This is a genomic window from Enterobacter sp. BIDMC 26, assembly GCF_000534435.1.
In the GTDB taxonomy this organism is placed as follows: Bacteria; Pseudomonadota; Gammaproteobacteria; order Enterobacterales; family Enterobacteriaceae; genus Enterobacter; species Enterobacter ludwigii.
In genome coordinates this window covers 919,040-935,332 of sequence record NZ_KI973182.1, presented here as the reverse complement: position 1 = coordinate 935,332, position 16,293 = coordinate 919,040, and the positions used below count along the sequence as shown (strand labels likewise).

Here is a 16,293-nt window from a genome sequence, read left to right as displayed (position 1 = left end):
GTTGAGAATGAAAGACGCCATGGTCCGAAAACAAAAAATAAGAGTCAAGACGTTGATGCTATTGTCCATTTTCCTCACCGTGACGGTGGGCTTTACGGCAACGATCGGTTTTATGATGTGGCAGTGGATGGATCAGCAAGAAGTGCTGGCTAAAAAACACATCCGTCAGATTGCTGAAGTGCAGTCTTTGCAGGTCAGTAAACAGATGGATTCCGCTCTGGCGGCCGCGCGTGACATGGGAAATAGCGCTCAGGCACTGCGCGACGCGGGCATCGCTGATCGACAGGGACTCAACCAGCTGCTAATCCATTATCTCTCAGCGCACCCTCAGTTTCTTTCAATGTCGATGGCCTTTGAACCTGATGCTTTCGATGGCAATGATGCCACCTTTGCCGGTCAGAGCGGTGAAGATCCTGCCGGACGTTACGCCCGCTACGTTGACCGCGACGCCACAGGCAAACCGGCATTACATCTGCTGACGGACATCGAAACGCCCGGCAGCGGTGATTATTATCTGCTGCCGAAGCAACGGCAAAAAGATGTCATCATCGAACCCTATATTTATCCCTACAATGGGGTGGACGTAATGCTCACCTCGATTGCCGCCCCCATCATGCGTGAGGGTCAGTTCCTGGGGTCAGTCACGTCGGATTTCTCGCTCGCTACCCTGCAATCGATGATCGGGGCGATTAAACCGTGGAACGGTACAGGCTACGCCCTGCTTCTGTCGGCGGGCAACAACGTGGTTTCCAGCCCGGATAAACGTGCCGTAGGCAAGCCTTACACCGGAACCGTCACAGGGGATGAGGTGATACGCACAAACGATCCTCAACTGAAGGAAGAGGCGTTTATCACCTGGCAGGCGATTACCATCGGCAACAGTCAGACGCCCTGGAAGCTGGCTATCGTCACCCCGGTCAGCGAAGTGATGGCCGAGGCAAGACAATTTTTACTGAAAGCCATCCTCCTGATGGTGTTAAGCATTGTGGTTGTCAGCCTGGTCATGGCGCAAATCTTTACCCGTAAAGTGGACCGCCCGGTGGGGGGCGAACCGTCAGATGCCGCCGGGATCGCGCTGGCCGTGGCCGGAGGCGACTTGAACAACGCTATCCCGGTGCGTCCCGGGGATACCAGCAGTATTTTTTACGCCCTGCACACCATGCAGATGCAGCTCAAGCGCATCGTGGGTAACATCAGCGAAGCCAGCCACTCCGTTCACGGTGGCACCAGTGAAATTTCGGCAGGCAATCTCGATCTGGCCTCACGCACCGAAGAACAGGCAGCGGCGATTGTCGAAACCGCGGCCAGCATGGAAGAGATTTCGGTCACGGTGAAAAATAACGCCGACAATGCGCACAAAGCTACCACCCTTACCGATCGCGCCGCGACCCTTGCCGGACATGGCGAGACGCTGGTCAACGATGTCGTGGTGGTGATCGGGGAAATTGACGAAAGCGCCCGTAAGATTGGAGAGATCAACAGCATTGTGGACGGTATCGCCTTCCAGACCAATATTCTGGCGCTGAATGCCGCCGTAGAAGCGGCGCGCGCGGGCGAACAGGGGCGCGGTTTTGCAGTGGTGGCGGGTGAGGTTCGCAACCTTGCCCAGCGAAGCGCCAACGCGGCAAAAGAGATCTCCCAGCTGATAGCCGAGTCTTCAGGTCGTGTCAGCAAAGGCGTTGAGCTGGTCAATGAAACCGGCGTCATGATGAAGCAGGTCATTGAGGCCGTGTCGCATGTGCATCTGGTGATTAACGATATTGTTCAGGCTCTGGATGAGCAGAATCGGGGAATTAGCCAGGTCAGCATTGCCGTCAATCAGATGGACAGCACGACCCAGCAAAACGCGTCCCTGGTACAACAGATCTCGGCAGCGGCCCTGTCGCTGGACGAACAGGCGAAATCGCTGGAGAAAACGCTGGCGTACTTTACGCCATAAACAAAAAAGGCACCCGCAGTACGGGTGCCTTTTCAGGCTATCGCGATTACAGCCCTTTCAGGAGCTTATCGACAAACTCCGGTACGACGGTACTGGCCAGGCCATAGTGCTTCTCTTCGAACTCGCTGCCCACCTGGCTCGGCTCAAGATTCAGCTCAACCGTATGCGCGCCGTGCAGCCGCGCTTCGTGAACAAAGCCGGCCGCCGGATAGACATGGCCAGACGTGCCAATGGCGATAAAGACATCCGCCATGGCCAGCGCGCTGTAGATGTCATCCATACCAAGCGGCATTTCACCAAACCAGACCACATGCGGGCGCAGGCGCGACGGAAACTGGCAGCAGTGGCACTTATCTTCAGGCAGCACGTCCTCTTTCCAGTCCAGCACCTGACCGCTCCAGGCGCAGCGAACTTTCAGCAGTTCACCGTGCATATGGATGATGTTTTTGTTACCGGCCCGTTCATGCAGATTGTCGATATTCTGCGTAACCAGCAAAAAACGATCGCCAAGCGCCTCTTCCAGCTTCGCCAGCGCCAGATGCGCCGGGTTAGGCACAACCTCTGGCTGCTGCAGCTGACGACGGCGGGCGTTATAAAACGCCTGCACAAGATCCGGATCGCGGGCAAAGCCTTCCGGCGTCGCCACATCCTCAACACGGTGCTCTTCCCATAACCCGTCCGCAGCGCGGAAAGTACGAATACCTGACTCTGCGGAGATCCCCGCCCCGGTCAGCACCACCACTCTGGGTTTATCCATCGCTTCTGGCATCATTCTGTCTCTGAAAAAGATCCGCTGGCGCAAGCGCTCACGTAAGCGGCGTTTATTTTTGCGAAAACGGCTGAGTCGACCTAAGCGACGCGACAGCATAAAAACCTCGTAAACTAATCGGTGAGATGAAGGAATGCGGCTCCGCGCATCCCTCCTGCGTCCCCGTGTCGCGCACGTTCAATACGCGGCACGCGGGCAACCGGCAATAAATGTCGGGGCAAACGCCCGGACAGCTGTTCCGTTAACGCGCTAAAGTTTGAAAGCCCTCCACCAATCACCAGCAGATCCGGGTCGACGATGGTGAGAATATTACCCAGACACACCGCCAGCAGATCCAGATAGCGCTCAACGTGCTCTCGCGCCTGCGCATCCCCCTGCTCCCACAAGGTAATGATTTGAGGGGCTTCAAGTTTCTGATGATAGAAGTGTTCGTAAAGCCATGCAAACCCACGTCCGGAGAGGTAGTTCTCAATACAGCCATGCTGACCGCAACCGCAGCGGGTCAGCGGGAAGTCGCGCCCGACGACCGCCAGGGCATCAACCGGCAGGCGGATATGCCCGAACTCTCCCGTAATGTAACTGCGCCCGGTAATCGGCTTACCGTTGATGACGATCCCTCCCCCTACGCCCGTGCCGAGGATCAGCCCCATCACCAGCGGATAGCGCTGAAACTCATCGTCCCAGGCTTCGGAGAGTGCAAAACAGTTGGCATCATTATCTAAACGCACGTCGCGTTCAAGCAGGGCGGAGAGATCGGCGCGCAGCGGTTTACCGCTGGCAGCAGGAACGTTGGCCGCATACAGCGTACCATCGTCAGTTTCGGGCATTCCCGGAATACCAATGCCGACGCTGCCTTTCACGCCAAAACGTGAATCAGCTTGCGCCACCAGTGCGGCAATGGCAGTTAAAAATTCATCGTAGCTTTCGCGTGGCGTGGGAACGCGGGTTTCCCACTGCAGTTTGAGGTTTTTATCAAACACGCCCAGCGCAATTTTGGTGCCGCCAATATCAAATCCATAATACATCATGCATTCCTCTTTTTGATTTGGCGGCCTGACGACCGCTAAATCATGACGTAATTACTGGCCACTTAGTACCCTCGCCGGATCAATTCGGCTTGCGCGACGCGCCGGATACCAGCTTGCCAGCAGACTCAGTAAAAGTGCCGTTACCAGCACATAAAAAACGTCCAGCCAGTGCAATTCAGACGGCAGGAAGTCAATAAAATAGATATCACCCGACAGGAACTGGTGGCCAATAAGCGCCTCGATGCCATTGATAATTGGCGTCAGCTGCAGAGAAACCACCACGCCAATCACCACGCCGCAGAGGCTCCCGAACAGCCCAGCCAGCAGACCGTACCAGACAAAGATGGCGCGAATAAGACCGTCTTTTGCCCCCAGGGTACGCAGGACGGCGATGTCGCCGCTCTTGTCTTTGACCGCCATCACCAGCGTCGAAACGATATTAAAGCACGCGACCCCAATCACCAGCACCATAGCCAGATACATAATGGCGCGGATCATCTGGATATCACGGTACATATAACCGTAAGTGCCAATCCAGCTTTTGATGTAGACATAGTTATTGGTCACGCTGCCGGCATCACGCACTAGTTTATTGGCGTTGAAGACGTCGTTGACCTTAATGGCAATCCCCGTCACGCTGTCGGCCATGTCGAGATACTGGCGCGCATCTTCCATCGGCACCATCGCAAAGCTGTGATCGAGCTGGCCGCTTAACTGAAGAATACCGGTGACGTGCAGGCGTACACGTTTAGGCTGCTGCAGCTTGTGGTCGGCACTGGCGTTCGGGATCATGATAGAGACCCAGTCGCCCTGCTTAACCTTCAGGGCCTCGGCAACGCCTTTGCCCATAATAATTTGCTGTTCACCGGCCTTAAAGTTTGCCCACGCGCCGTTTTGCACATATTTCGGCAACGCGCTGAGGCGCTCTTCCTGCACCGGGTTCACCCCTTTTACCTGAATGGCGCGCAGGTTAACGCCGCTCTCGACCAGCCCGGTAAAGTTAATGTAAGGCGCGGCCGCCACGATGCCTGGCACTTTTTCGATTTTGCTCAGGGCATCGCTCCAGTGCGTCCACGGCTGATTCACCGGTTCGATTTCACCGTGCGGGACCACCGCCAGGATGCGGTTGTTCAGTTCACGCTCAAAGCCGTTCATGGCGCTAAGGCCCACGATCAGCACCGCCACCCCCAGCGCAATACCGATGGTGGAGATCACCGAGATCAGTGACACCATGCCGCCGCGACGACGTCCGCGGCTAAAACGCAACCCTATGAGTAACGATAACGGTGAAGCCATTACTCCGCCCCCATCAGGGTCAGTTCTGGGTTCAGATGACCGTCGCGCATCTCAAGCTGACGCCCCATCCGTTTTGCCAGCTGGAGATCGTGGGTTACCACCAGAAACGCGGTTCCCTGCGAGGCATTCAACTCACCCAGCAGCTGGAAAATACTGTCCGCGTTGCGGGCGTCCAGGTTACCCGTTGGCTCATCCGCCAGTACCAGGCGCGGATTGTTGACCAGCGCACGCGCAATGGCCACACGCTGGCGTTCACCGCCGGAAAGTTCAGAAGGACGATGATTACCGCGATGCCCAAGCCCAACCGCTTTCAGCATATCGCTGGCGCGGGTGTTAATTTCTGCGGGTTTCTTTTTACCAATCAGCAGCGGCATCGCCACGTTTTCCAGCGCCGTGAAATCCGGCAGCAGGTGGTGGAACTGGTAGATAAAGCCCAGCTCGCGGTTACGCAGCTCCGCTTTTGCCGCAGATGACATTTTGCTCATCGGCTGGCCGGAGAAAATCACGTCACCGCTGGTGGGTGTATCCAGCCCACCGAGCAGGTGTAATAACGTACTTTTGCCGGAGCCGGAACTGCCCACAATCGCCATCATCTCACCTTCGCCCACGCTGAAGCTCACATTGTGCAATACGTCAGTCTGCACAGTGCCTTCCTGATAGCGTTTGGACAGGTTGTCGCATTGCAACAGGATCTTATTCATAACGTAAAGCCTCAGCGGGTTGAGTGGCGGCAGCGCGCCAGGAAGGATAAAGCGTAGAAAGCAGCGCAATGGCCATCGCAGCCAGCGCAATTCCAATCACCTGTAACGGTTCGATAGCCACGGGCAGCGCCGCACCATCAAGCAGAGCGCCGATGATCGGCATTAAATTGTTAAGCTGGCTGGCGAGCAGCGCCCCCAGCACCGCACCGAGTAGCGCACCGATAATCCCGGCACTGGCACCCTGCACCATAAATACCGCCATGATCTGGCGCGGCGTTAGCCCCTGAGTCTGCAGAATGGCGACCTCACCCTGCTTTTCCATCACCATCAACCCCAGTGAGGTGATGATGTTGAAGGCCGCGACCGCCACGATCAGGCTCAGCAGCAGCCCCATCATATTTTTTTCCATCCGCACGGCCTGGAACAGCTCGCCCTTGCGTTCACGCCAGTCCTGCCATTTGGTCCCTTCCGGCAACGTTTGCTGGCTGAGGGTATCCACTTTTAGCGGGGCGTCGAGCCACAGGCGCCAGCCGGTGATATTCCCCGCCGGATAGCGCATCAGACGTGACGCGTCCTGAATATTCACCAGCATCTGATAACCATCGACTTCGCTGTTGGCGGCAAACGTGCCAACCACCGTGAACAAGCGCTGGCTTGGCAAACGTCCCATCGGCGTAAACTGACTGGCCGACGGTACCATTACGCGCAGCTGGTCGCCACGGTTGACGCCAAGCTGCCCGGCCAGTTGCTCGCCGAGGATCACGTTATATTTGCCAGCTTCCAGGTCGGTCTGCTTCACGTTCACGAGGAATGGCGTCAGTGGGTCGTTTTGCGCCGGGTCAATGCCCAGCATCACGCCGACCGCCACGCTACGGGCGCTTTGCAGCACCACATCGCCCGTGGTTAACGGCGCAACGCGCGTGACACCCTGTAACTTCGCCGCGCTTTCCGGGAGCTGTTGTGGGTTAACGGAACCGTTGGTTGAGGAGAGGATAGCCTGCGGCATCAGCCCCAGGATGTTGTTTTGCAGCTCGCGCTCAAAGCCGTTCATGACGGAAAGAACCGTCACCAGAGCCATTACGCCAAGCGTAATGCCAATAGTCGAAAGCCAGGAGACAAAACGACCGAAGCGGTCCGCGGCGCGCCCACGCATGTAACGTAAGCCTATGAAGAGTGCGACAGGTTGGTACATGAAATCCGTCTGTTTGCTGATAGCAGACCCACGAGTATATAAGCGAATCCCTTAAGCGTAAATGACTGAAACCGTAAGCTTTGGTAATCATTTTTCTGAAAAATTCAGATAAATCAGGGTACTACTCTCTGAAACCTCACTGTACAGCCTCCACCTTTTCCGAAAAACCTCCTGATACAGACTGTTACCCGTTACATCACGGTTTTGTTTAACAACAATTGTTCGTTCGTTTATGGCAAAAAGGTAGTCGCGAACAATGAAGCAAAAAGCATTATGGATTAACCAGATAAAAGGGCTGTGTATTTGCCTGGTGGTTATCTACCATTCAGTCATCACCTTTTATCCCCATCTCAATGGGTTACAACATCCGTTATCCGGTCTTCTCGCCAAATGTTGGGTCTATTTTAATCTCTATCTTGCTCCCTTCCGCATGCCGGTGTTTTTCTTCATTTCCGGCTATCTGATTCGACGTTACATTGATGAGGTGGACTGGCGTACCAGTCTCGATAAACGGATCTGGAGCATTGTCTGGGTTCTGGCGCTGTGGGGCGTTCTGCAATGGCAGGCGCTGAGCCACCTCAACGCCTGGCTTGCTCCCGAGCGTGAACTGGCCACTTCCTCCAATGCGGCCTATGCCGATTCCCTTTCCGGGTTTGTGAAGGGAATGCTCACCGCCAGCACCAGTCTCTGGTATCTGTATGCCCTGGTGGTCTATTTCACGCTGTGTAAACTGCTGAGCCGCTGGAAGCTGCCGGTACTGGGGCTGCTGGCACTGGCGAGCGTCGCGATAAACTTCCTGCCGCTGCCGTGGTGGGGAATGAACAGCGTGGTGCGCAACATGATCTACTACAGCCTCGGCGCGTGGTATGGCGCTGAGCTGATGGCGTGGATGAAAGGGTTCAATCTGCGTCGCGCCTGGCTGGCGTTAGCCGCGTTCGCTGCCATTTCTGTGGTGCTGTGGTTTGCTAACGTCCCGCTGCTGCTCTCCCTGCTGTCGATTGTGTTGATCATGAAGCTTTTCTACAGCATTGAGCAACGTTATGCCGTCCATCCTAATAATCTGCTTAACGTGATCGGTTCTAATACCATCGCGATTTATACCACCCATCGCATCCTGATTGAGGCCTTTAGCCTGTTCCTGATTGGTGAGATGAATGCCGCATACTGGCCGGTCTGGGCGGAGCTGACGTTGATTCTGGTCTACCCGTTTGCCAGCCTGTTGCTCTGCACCGTTGCCGGGCTTGGGGTGCGTAAGGTCTCCACCGCACTGTTTGGTGATGTGTTCTTCTCCCCGCCTTCCACGCTTTCTCCGTCATCGGCCAGCCGCTGATGCGCTTTTCGCCCCCTTTTGGGGGCGAATTTCCTCCCTGTGCGGTTCCGGTTTGATTATGTAAAACGATCGAGGATAATAAAGACATTGCGTATCAGTGATATGCCCCAATACTGTTGGTATATCCCCAAGAGACTCTGACATAGCCATGCCTGAACACTATCGATATTCCTTGCCTGTCAAAGCGGGCGATCAGCGCCAACTGGGCGAACTTACTGGCGCGGCGTGCGCCACGCTGGTGGCAGAAATCGCTGAGCGGCACCCGGGTCCGGTGGTACTGGTTGCCCCGGATATGCAAAATGCCCTGCGTCTGCATGATGAAATCCGCCAGTTCACTGACAATCTGGTGTTCAGTCTGGCCGACTGGGAAACGCTGCCGTATGACAGTTTCTCGCCGCACCAGGAGATCATCTCCTCTCGTCTGTCGACCCTGTATCAGTTACCGACGATGCAGCGCGGCGTGCTGATCGTCCCCGTAAACACCCTGATGCAGCGCGTCTGTCCGCACAGCTATCTTCATGGCCATGCGCTGGTGATGAAAAAAGGCCAGCGCCTGTCCCGGGACGCCCTGCGCGCGCAGCTCGACAGCGCCGGTTATCGCCATGTCGATCAGGTGATGGAGCACGGGGAATATGCCACGCGTGGTGCACTGCTCGATCTTTACCCGATGGGCAGCGACCAGCCGTATCGTCTGGATTTCTTCGATGATGAAATTGACAGCCTGCGCGTATTCGACGCCGACACGCAGCGCACGCTGGAAGAAGTGGACTCCATCAATTTACTGCCCGCACATGAGTTCCCGACAGACAAAACCGCAATTGAGCTGTTCCGCAGCCAGTGGCGCGACAGATTCGACGTCAAACGCGATGCCGAACATATCTACCAGCAGGTCAGCAAAGGGACGCTGCCGGCGGGTATTGAATACTGGCAGCCGCTGTTCTTTAACGAGCCTCTGCCCGCGCTGTTCAGCTATTTCCCGGCCAATACGCTGATTGTTAACACCGGTGATATCGACGCCAGCGCCAGCCGTTTTGAGAGCGAAACTCGCGCCCGCTTTGAAAACCGGGGCGTGGACCCGATGCGTCCGCTGTTGCCACCGGAGGTGCTGTGGCTGCGCACCGACGAGCTGAACGCCGAGCTGAAACGCTGGCCGCGTATGCAGCTCAAAACCGATTCGCTCGCCGACAAGGCCGCCAATACCAACCTCGCCTTCCGCACGCTACCGGATTTATCCGTTCAGGCGCAGCAGAAGTCGCCGCTGGATAATCTGCGCAAGTTCCTCGAGTCCTTTACCGGGCCGGTCGTGTTCTCCGTTGAAAGCGAAGGCCGCCGGGAAGCGCTGGGTGAACTGCTGGGGCGGATCAAAATCGCGCCGAAACGTATTTTGCGCCTGAGTGAAGCCACCGGTAATGGCCGTTATCTGATGATTGGCTCCGCCGAGCACGGGTTTGTGGATACCCTCAACAATCTGGCGCTGATTTGCGAAAGCGACCTGCTGGGGGAACGCGTGGCGCGCCGCCGTCAGGACAGCCGTCGCACCATTAATCCGGACACGTTGATCCGTAACCTCGCCGAACTGCACCCCGGCCAGCCGATTGTTCACCTCGAGCACGGGGTGGGCCGTTATCAGGGCATGACGACGCTGGAAGCCGGTGGCATCAAGGGCGAATACCTGATGCTGACCTACGCCAATGACGCCAAACTCTATGTGCCGGTCTCCTCCCTGCATCTCATCAGCCGCTATGCCGGCGGTGCAGAAGATCATGCGCCATTACATAAACTGGGCGGCGACGCCTGGGCGCGCGCGCGGCAGAAAGCCGCGGAAAAAGTGCGTGATGTGGCGGCAGAACTGCTGGATATCTACGCCCAACGCGCGGCCAAAGAAGGCTTTGCCTTCAGGCATGATAAACAACAGTACCAGATGTTCTGCGATAGCTTCCCGTTTGAAACCACGCCGGATCAGGCCCAGGCCATTAATGCTGTGCTGAGCGACATGTGCCAGCCGCTGGCGATGGACAGGCTGGTTTGCGGCGATGTCGGCTTCGGCAAAACCGAAGTGGCGATGCGCGCCGCCTTCCTCGCGGTAGAAAACAACAAACAGGTCGCGGTGCTGGTGCCTACCACCCTGCTCGCCCAACAGCATTTTGACAACTTCCGCGACCGTTTCGCCAACTGGCCGGTTCGTATTGAGATGCTGTCGCGTTTTCGCAGTACCAAAGAGCAGACGCAGATTCTGGAACAGGCCAGCGAGGGTAAGATCGATATTCTGATCGGCACCCACAAGCTGCTGCAGAGTGATGTGAAGTGGAAAGATCTGGGGCTATTGATCGTCGATGAAGAACACCGCTTCGGGGTCCGTCATAAAGAGCGTATTAAAGCGATGCGTGCCGACGTCGATATCCTCACCCTGACCGCCACACCGATTCCGCGAACGCTGAATATGGCGATGAGCGGCATGCGCGACCTGTCGATTATCGCCACGCCGCCGGCACGTCGTCTGGCGGTAAAAACCTTTGTTCGTGAGTACGACAACCTGGTCGTCCGCGAGGCTATTCTGCGTGAAGTACTGCGCGGGGGTCAGGTCTATTATCTCTATAACGACGTGGAAAATATCCAGAAAGCGGCGGACAGGCTGGCCGAACTGGTGCCGGAAGCGCGCATCGCTATCGGTCACGGTCAAATGCGCGAGCGCGAGCTGGAGCGGGTGATGAACGATTTCCACCACCAGCGCTTTAACGTCCTGGTGTGTACCACCATCATTGAGACCGGGATCGATATTCCGACGGCCAATACCATCATTATTGAGCGCGCGGATCACTTTGGACTGGCGCAGCTTCACCAGCTGCGTGGCCGCGTTGGCCGCTCGCACCATCAGGCCTACGCCTGGCTGCTGACCCCGCATCCGAAAGCGATGACCACCGATGCGCAAAAACGTCTGGAGGCTATCGCATCGCTGGAAGATCTGGGCGCGGGCTTCGCGCTGGCGACACACGACCTTGAGATCCGCGGTGCAGGTGAACTTCTGGGCGAAGACCAGAGCGGCTCGATGGAAACCATCGGCTTCTCGCTCTATATGGAGCTGCTGGAAAATGCGGTCGATGCCCTGAAGGCCGGACGTGAGCCATCGCTGGAAGATCTGACCAGCCAGCAAACTGAGGTGGAACTGCGCATGCCTTCCCTGCTACCGGATGATTTTATTCCGGATGTCAACACACGTCTGTCGTTCTACAAACGTATCGCCAGTGCGAAAAATGAGAACGAACTGGATGAAATTAAGGTAGAGCTGATCGATCGCTTTGGCCTGTTGCCGGATGCCGCGAGAAACCTGCTGGATATTGCGAGGCTGCGCCAGCAGGCACAGAAGCTGGGCATTCGTAAGCTCGAAGGCAATGAAAAAGGTGGCGTGATTGAATTTGCCGAGAAGAATCACGTTAATCCGATGTGGCTAATCGGTCTGCTCCAGAAACAGCCGCAGCATTTCCGTCTGGATGGTCCAACGCGTCTGAAATTTACGCAGGAGCTGACGGATCGTAAAAACCGGATGGAGTGGGTTCGTCACTTTATGCGTCAGCTGGAAGAGAACGCTGTTGCATAATTCCCCCTTCCCCCCGTTGGCGCAATGCTTACGGGGGGACAATTTACAAACTCTTTGCACTTCACCTGGATTTCCCGACATACCCATTCGCCATAATTATCGTTAACGCCTTATAAAACAATAACCTTATTATTTATATGGATTATGGTGATGATGACCTCTTCGCGTTTTACCCGCTGGATAACCGTGTTTGCGCTGGCAGCAACGGTCGCTGTTGCGCTTCCTTCACGCGCAAATACCTGGCCTCTTCCCCCTGCTGGCAGCAAGGTCGTGGGCGAAAACCGTTTTCATGTGGTTGAAAATAATGGAGGATCGCTCGAAGCGATTGCCAAAAAATATAACGTAGGCTTTCTGGCTCTGCTGCAGGCTAACCCTGGCGTCGACCCCTATGTGCCACGCGCTGGCAGCGTCCTGACCATCCCGTTGCAGACCCTTCTCCCGGATGTAGCGCGCGAAGGGATCGTGATAAACCTTGCCGAGCTGCGTCTTTACTATTACCCGCCGGGTAAAAATGAAGTCACCGTTTATCCAATCGGTATTGGCCAGCTGGGCGGCGACACGCTGACCCCAACAATGGTCACCACCGTATCGGATAAACGTGCCAACCCAACCTGGACGCCAACGGCTAATATTCGTGCTCGCTATAAAGCACAGGGAATTGATTTGCCAGCTGTGGTGCCAGCGGGTCCGGAGAATCCGATGGGTCACCACGCGATCCGTCTTGCGGCCTATGGTGGCGTTTACCTTCTGCATGGAACAAATGCTGATTTCGGTATCGGGATGCGCGTCAGTTCCGGCTGTATTCGTCTGCGCGATGATGATATCAAGACGCTCTATAGCGTGATCACGCCTGGTACTCGAGTGAATATTATTAATACGCCCATTAAGGTTTCTGAGGAGCCGGGTGGCGTAAGACTGGTTGAAATTCACCAGCCGTTATCGAAAAACATTGGCGACGATCCGCAGACACTGCCAATTAATCTGAATGCCGCGATGGTGAGCTTTAAAACGAATGCCCGCACGGATGGCATCGTGATGGAGCGTGCGATGGAGGCGCGTTCCGGGATGCCCACCGATGTCACCCGGCATCAGGATGTCACCCAGCAGTCGATGTGATCCCCAATAAAAAAAGCCCTGCTGAGCAGGGCTTTTTTACAGTGGCATCGCAGTGGCATAAATGAGGGTTTAGCCAGGCTTATTTGTAGATAACAGCGGTGCCGTGCAGGGTGTTAGGACCGGTCACTGAGGTGATGCGGAAAGATTTTGCACCCATCTCGTCAGCTTTCTGCGCCAGCTGATCTTCCAGTGAGCCCAGGTTAGTCCCGGCAGAAGCAGAGATAGTCCCGACTTTATGCTGGTCAGCAGGGGTTGATTGCACTTCAACAGCAGCGAAGCTTGCGAAAGAAAGTGAACTCAGAACAGCAGCAGCGATGAGGGTTTTTACGTTTTTCATGATTTTTACCTTTGGGCAGATGATTTGGAGGTCGTTAGCTATTTAGTTAACGATCGATAGGTAAATCATAAATGTGATCCAGCTCACGCGTCAACATCTTTTTATAACGAACATTAATTAAATTTTAAATCCGTTATTTTTCATACCCATATGATTAATTTATTTTTCTCTCATCAGTGCTGGTGGTCACCCGCGATTATTTTTATAATGATTATTCAACAAACCAACAGAGGACCAACGGCAAATGACAACCGACGTGACGAGTTGCGCGAAGAAAAGCCGTGGCCGACCAAAAGTGTTCGACAGGGATGCAGCGCTTGATAAGGCCATGACTCTCTTCTGGCAACATGGGTATGAAGCGACCTCGCTTTCCGATCTGGTGGAAGCTACCGGTGCCAAAGCACCCACGCTGTATGCTGAATTCACCAATAAAGAGGGGCTGTTCCGGGCGGTGCTGGACAGATACATTTCGCGCTTTGCGGCGAAACACGAAGCCCAGCTGTTTTGTGAAGAGAAAAGCGTCGAACAGGCGCTACGGGACTACTTCACCACCGTCGCGACCTGCTTCACCAGTAAAGATACCCCAGCGGGCTGCTTTATGATTAACACCTCTGCCACCCTTGCGGCCTCCTCAAAAGAGATTGCCAACACGGTGAAATCGCGCCATGCCATGCAGGAAGAGACGCTAAGCGCGTTCCTGTCTCAGCGCCAACAACGAGGTGAAATTCCTGCGCATTGCAATCCACAGATGCTGGCGCAATACCTGAACTGTATTTTGCAGGGTATGTCGATAAGCGCTCGTGAAGGGGCTACGCTGGAAAAACTGCAAACCATTACCGCGACCACGCTGAAACTGTGGCCTGAACTGCTCAAAATCTGACGCAAAAAAAAAGCTCCTCAGCCTGAGCGCTTGAGGAGCTAAGTTCAGAGAACATCTTTTTTACACTTTGTTATTCAGTACCAGCTGGCCGTTTCCATCCAGCGGAATTTGAGTACCCGGGTCTTTATCCATACGGATCTTGCCCTGCTGATCGCCAATTTTGTACGTCACGTCATAACCCAGCATTTTCTCCGACTTGTCATAGACGGTTTTGCAGCGCTGCTGAGTCGTCGTGTACGTGTCGTTATCCTGCATAGCGCCCTGCACCTGGTTACCGGCATAGCCGCCGCCCAGCGCGCCGACCACGGTCGCCACATCTTTACCACGACCACCACCAAACTGATGGCCAATCACACCACCGGCAACCGCACCCAGTACTGAACCAGCGATACGGTTTTCATCCTGTACCGGACGGCGATGGGTCACGGAGACGTTGCGGCACTCCTGACGAGGCGTTTTCACGGTTTCTTTAATCGGGGTAGCAGACACGACCTGTGCGTATTGTGGGCCGCGATCCAGTACGTTGAGACTGGCAACGGCAGCCACACCTAACGCAGCAGCGACGCCAATCCCTATACCCGCCAACATTGATTTATTCACGGGACTTCCTCCTTTGTTGCTATTGGTAACAATTTTGCAATGCAGGTCGCGCTTCGCCAATAAGACAAAGGATCAAAAAGTGGACGTGGAGGAGAGATATATCGTGTTTAGGAGAACTCTTAAGCACTCAATGTACGATGAGCAGCATGATATGCTAAAAATTCCCTCCGGAGGCCCCGGAGGGAGAGAATATTAGTGCAGCTTCAGGCGTGGTCGAATAACGCGGTTGATTCGTCCCACCAGCATCATCAGCCCGGTTTTGAAGTAACCGTGCAGGGCAATCTGGTGCATACGATAGAGCGAGATATAGACAAAGCGTGCAATACGCCCTTCCACCATCATGGAGCCGCGCATCAGGTTACCCATCAGGCTGCCGACGGTAGAGAAGTTCGAGAGCGATACCAGAGAACCATGGTCTTTATAGACATAGGCTTTCATCGGCTTACCTTTGTACTGCGCCAGAATATTGTGCAGTACCAGGCTTGCCATCTGGTGCGCTGCCTGAGCTCGCGGAGGCACAAAACCGCCCTCCGGACGCGCGCAGGAAGCACAGTCGCCGATGGCGAAAATGTCCGGATCGCGTGTGGTTTGCAGGGTCGGCTCGGTCACCAGCTGGTTAATACGGTTCGTTTCCAGCCCGCCAATCTCTTTCATAAAATCAGGCGCTTTGATGCCAGCAGCCCAGACCATCAGGTCTGCTTTGATGTACTCGCCATCTTTGGTGTGCAGGCCGCCGTCGTCCGCGCTGGTCACCATGGTTTGGGTCAGAACCCGCACGCCCAGCTTGGTCAGTTCATTATGCGCCGCACCGGAAATGCGCGGAGGCAGCGCTGGCAGAATACGTTCACCCGCTTCAACCAGCGTCACGTTCAGCGCATCATTGGTTAAGCCTTTATAACCGTAGCTGTGCAGCTGTTTCACCGCGTTGTGCAGCTCAGCAGAAAGCTCGACGCCCGTCGCCCCCCCACCAACAATCGCGATATTAACTTTCCCGTTCGCACCCATATTGCTGGTGTACTTCAGGAACAGGTTCAGCATTTCCTGGTGGAAACGACGTGCCTGATGTGGGTTATCGAGGAAGATACAGTGCTCTTTTACACCTGGTGTGTTGAAATCATTGGAGGTACTGCCCAGCGCCATGACCAGCGTGTCATACGGCAGTTTGCGCTCAGGAACCAGCAGTTCCCCTTTTTCATCGCGCAGCTCTGCCAGGGTAATGGTTTTGCTCTCACGATTGATATCCACCACGGAGCCCAGCTGGAACTGGAAATGGTGATTGCGCGCATGTGCCAGATAGCTCAGCGCGTCCACGCCCTCATCCAGTGAACCGGTCGCCACTTCGTGCAACAGCGGTTTCCACAAATGGCTGTGGTTACGATCCACCAGCGTAATTTTGGCTTTTTTGCCGCGACCGAGCTTCTTGCCTAACTGTGTAGCCAGCTCCAGCCCGCCAGCACCACCGCCGACAATCACTATCTTTTTCAATGGCGTAGTCAACGTGACCCCCTCA

The 16,293-nt window shown here is 55.3% G+C and carries 13 protein-coding genes; 5 read left to right on the top strand and 8 right to left on the bottom strand.

The window, feature by feature from the left end; translation table 11 throughout:
- The first annotated feature begins 7 nt into the window (after nucleotides 1–7).
- Complete coding sequence (locus tag L462_RS18870) at nucleotides 8–1,939, top strand: methyl-accepting chemotaxis protein (RefSeq protein ID WP_032677892.1); 1,932 nt, start codon at nucleotides 8–10, stop codon at nucleotides 1,937–1,939.
- A gap of 46 nt (nucleotides 1,940–1,985) precedes the next feature.
- On the opposite strand, the gene cobB is transcribed toward L462_RS18870, so the two are convergent.
- The 5 genes from cobB to lolC are packed head-to-tail and all read right to left on the bottom strand — an operon-like array spanning nucleotide 1,986 to nucleotide 6,925.
- Nucleotides 1,986–2,807, bottom strand: a complete 822-nt coding sequence (gene cobB, locus L462_RS18875; RefSeq protein WP_014169599.1) for a Sir2 family NAD+-dependent deacetylase — start codon at nucleotides 2,805–2,807, stop codon at nucleotides 1,986–1,988.
- A 14-nt stretch (nucleotides 2,808–2,821) separates the two neighbouring features.
- Nucleotides 2,822–3,733, bottom strand: coding sequence for an N-acetylglucosamine kinase (nagK, locus tag L462_RS18880; RefSeq protein WP_025204444.1), 912 nt, complete (start codon nucleotides 3,731–3,733; stop codon nucleotides 2,822–2,824).
- Nucleotides 3,734–3,787: 54 nt separating this feature from the next.
- On the bottom strand, nucleotides 3,788–5,032 hold the full coding sequence (gene lolE / locus L462_RS18885; RefSeq protein WP_014169597.1) for a lipoprotein-releasing ABC transporter permease subunit LolE: 1,245 nt from the start codon (nucleotides 5,030–5,032) through the stop codon (nucleotides 3,788–3,790).
- Nucleotides 5,032–5,733, bottom strand: a complete 702-nt coding sequence (lolD, locus tag L462_RS18890) for a lipoprotein-releasing ABC transporter ATP-binding protein LolD (protein ID WP_020884656.1) — start codon at nucleotides 5,731–5,733, stop codon at nucleotides 5,032–5,034. The genes lolE and lolD overlap by 1 nt, the downstream gene beginning before the upstream one ends.
- The gene (gene lolC / locus L462_RS18895) at nucleotides 5,726–6,925 is read right to left on the bottom strand and encodes a lipoprotein-releasing ABC transporter permease subunit LolC (protein ID WP_025204446.1); all 1,200 of its coding nucleotides are present in this window, start codon (nucleotides 6,923–6,925) and stop codon (nucleotides 5,726–5,728) included. Before lolC ends, lolD begins: the two co-directional genes overlap by 8 nt.
- A gap of 256 nt (nucleotides 6,926–7,181) precedes the next feature.
- Here lolC and L462_RS18900 point away from each other — a divergent pair, with 256 nt between their 5' ends.
- The 3 genes from L462_RS18900 to L462_RS18910 all read left to right on the top strand — a co-directional run bounded on the left by L462_RS18900 (nucleotide 7,182) and on the right by L462_RS18910 (nucleotide 12,966).
- Nucleotides 7,182–8,255 carry an acyltransferase family protein gene (locus L462_RS18900; RefSeq protein ID WP_032677891.1) on the top strand — a complete coding sequence of 358 codons (1,074 nt, stop codon included), beginning with the start codon at nucleotides 7,182–7,184 and terminating at the stop codon, nucleotides 8,253–8,255.
- Between the two features lie 148 nt (nucleotides 8,256–8,403).
- Nucleotides 8,404–11,850, top strand: coding sequence for a transcription-repair coupling factor (gene mfd, locus L462_RS18905; protein ID WP_025204447.1), 3,447 nt, complete (start codon nucleotides 8,404–8,406; stop codon nucleotides 11,848–11,850).
- A 150-nt stretch (nucleotides 11,851–12,000) separates the two neighbouring features.
- Nucleotides 12,001–12,966: a L,D-transpeptidase LdtC gene (locus L462_RS18910; RefSeq protein WP_032677890.1), complete on the top strand. Its 966-nt coding sequence runs from the start codon at nucleotides 12,001–12,003 to the stop codon at nucleotides 12,964–12,966.
- 79 nt (nucleotides 12,967–13,045) lie between these two features.
- Here L462_RS18910 and bhsA read toward each other — a convergent pair whose 3' ends face one another.
- A complete protein-coding gene (gene bhsA / locus L462_RS18915) occupies nucleotides 13,046–13,303 on the bottom strand; it encodes a multiple stress resistance protein BhsA (RefSeq protein ID WP_013097102.1) in 258 nt (85 codons plus the stop codon).
- Between the two features lie 244 nt (nucleotides 13,304–13,547).
- Between bhsA and comR the strand changes: the two genes are divergently transcribed.
- The gene (gene comR, locus L462_RS18920) at nucleotides 13,548–14,183 is read left to right on the top strand and encodes a TetR family copper-responsive transcriptional repressor ComR (protein WP_014169591.1); all 636 of its coding nucleotides are present in this window, start codon (nucleotides 13,548–13,550) and stop codon (nucleotides 14,181–14,183) included.
- 60 nt (nucleotides 14,184–14,243) lie between these two features.
- Here the strand turns inward: comR and L462_RS18925 are convergent, their stop codons facing one another.
- Nucleotides 14,244–14,783, bottom strand: a complete 540-nt coding sequence (locus L462_RS18925) for a glycine zipper 2TM domain-containing protein (protein WP_008500779.1) — start codon at nucleotides 14,781–14,783, stop codon at nucleotides 14,244–14,246.
- Between the two features lie 192 nt (nucleotides 14,784–14,975).
- On the bottom strand, nucleotides 14,976–16,280 hold the full coding sequence (locus tag L462_RS18930; protein ID WP_025204449.1) for an NAD(P)/FAD-dependent oxidoreductase: 1,305 nt from the start codon (nucleotides 16,278–16,280) through the stop codon (nucleotides 14,976–14,978).
- Between the last annotated feature and the right edge of the window lie 13 nt (nucleotides 16,281–16,293).

Excerpts from the sequence above, each read along its gene's own strand:
- nagK (WP_025204444.1), bottom strand. The coding sequence starts at position 3,733 with ATGTATTATGGATTTGATATTGGCGGCACCAAAATTGCGCTGGGCGTG.
- cobB (WP_014169599.1), bottom strand. The coding sequence starts at position 2,807 with ATGCTGTCGCGTCGCTTAGGTCGACTCAGCCGTTTTCGCAAAAATAAA.
- lolE (WP_014169597.1), bottom strand. The coding sequence starts at position 5,032 with ATGGCTTCACCGTTATCGTTACTCATAGGGTTGCGTTTTAGCCGCGGA.
- mfd (WP_025204447.1), top strand. The coding sequence starts at position 8,404 with ATGCCTGAACACTATCGATATTCCTTGCCTGTCAAAGCGGGCGATCAG.
- L462_RS18900 (WP_032677891.1), top strand. The coding sequence starts at position 7,182 with ATGAAGCAAAAAGCATTATGGATTAACCAGATAAAAGGGCTGTGTATT.
- lolD (WP_020884656.1), bottom strand. The coding sequence starts at position 5,733 with ATGAATAAGATCCTGTTGCAATGCGACAACCTGTCCAAACGCTATCAG.
- bhsA (WP_013097102.1), bottom strand. The coding sequence starts at position 13,303 with ATGAAAAACGTAAAAACCCTCATCGCTGCTGCTGTTCTGAGTTCACTT.
- L462_RS18870 (WP_032677892.1), top strand. The coding sequence starts at position 8 with ATGAAAGACGCCATGGTCCGAAAACAAAAAATAAGAGTCAAGACGTTG.
- lolC (WP_025204446.1), bottom strand. The coding sequence starts at position 6,925 with ATGTACCAACCTGTCGCACTCTTCATAGGCTTACGTTACATGCGTGGG.
- L462_RS18910 (WP_032677890.1), top strand. The coding sequence starts at position 12,001 with ATGATGACCTCTTCGCGTTTTACCCGCTGGATAACCGTGTTTGCGCTG.
- comR (WP_014169591.1), top strand. The coding sequence starts at position 13,548 with ATGACAACCGACGTGACGAGTTGCGCGAAGAAAAGCCGTGGCCGACCA.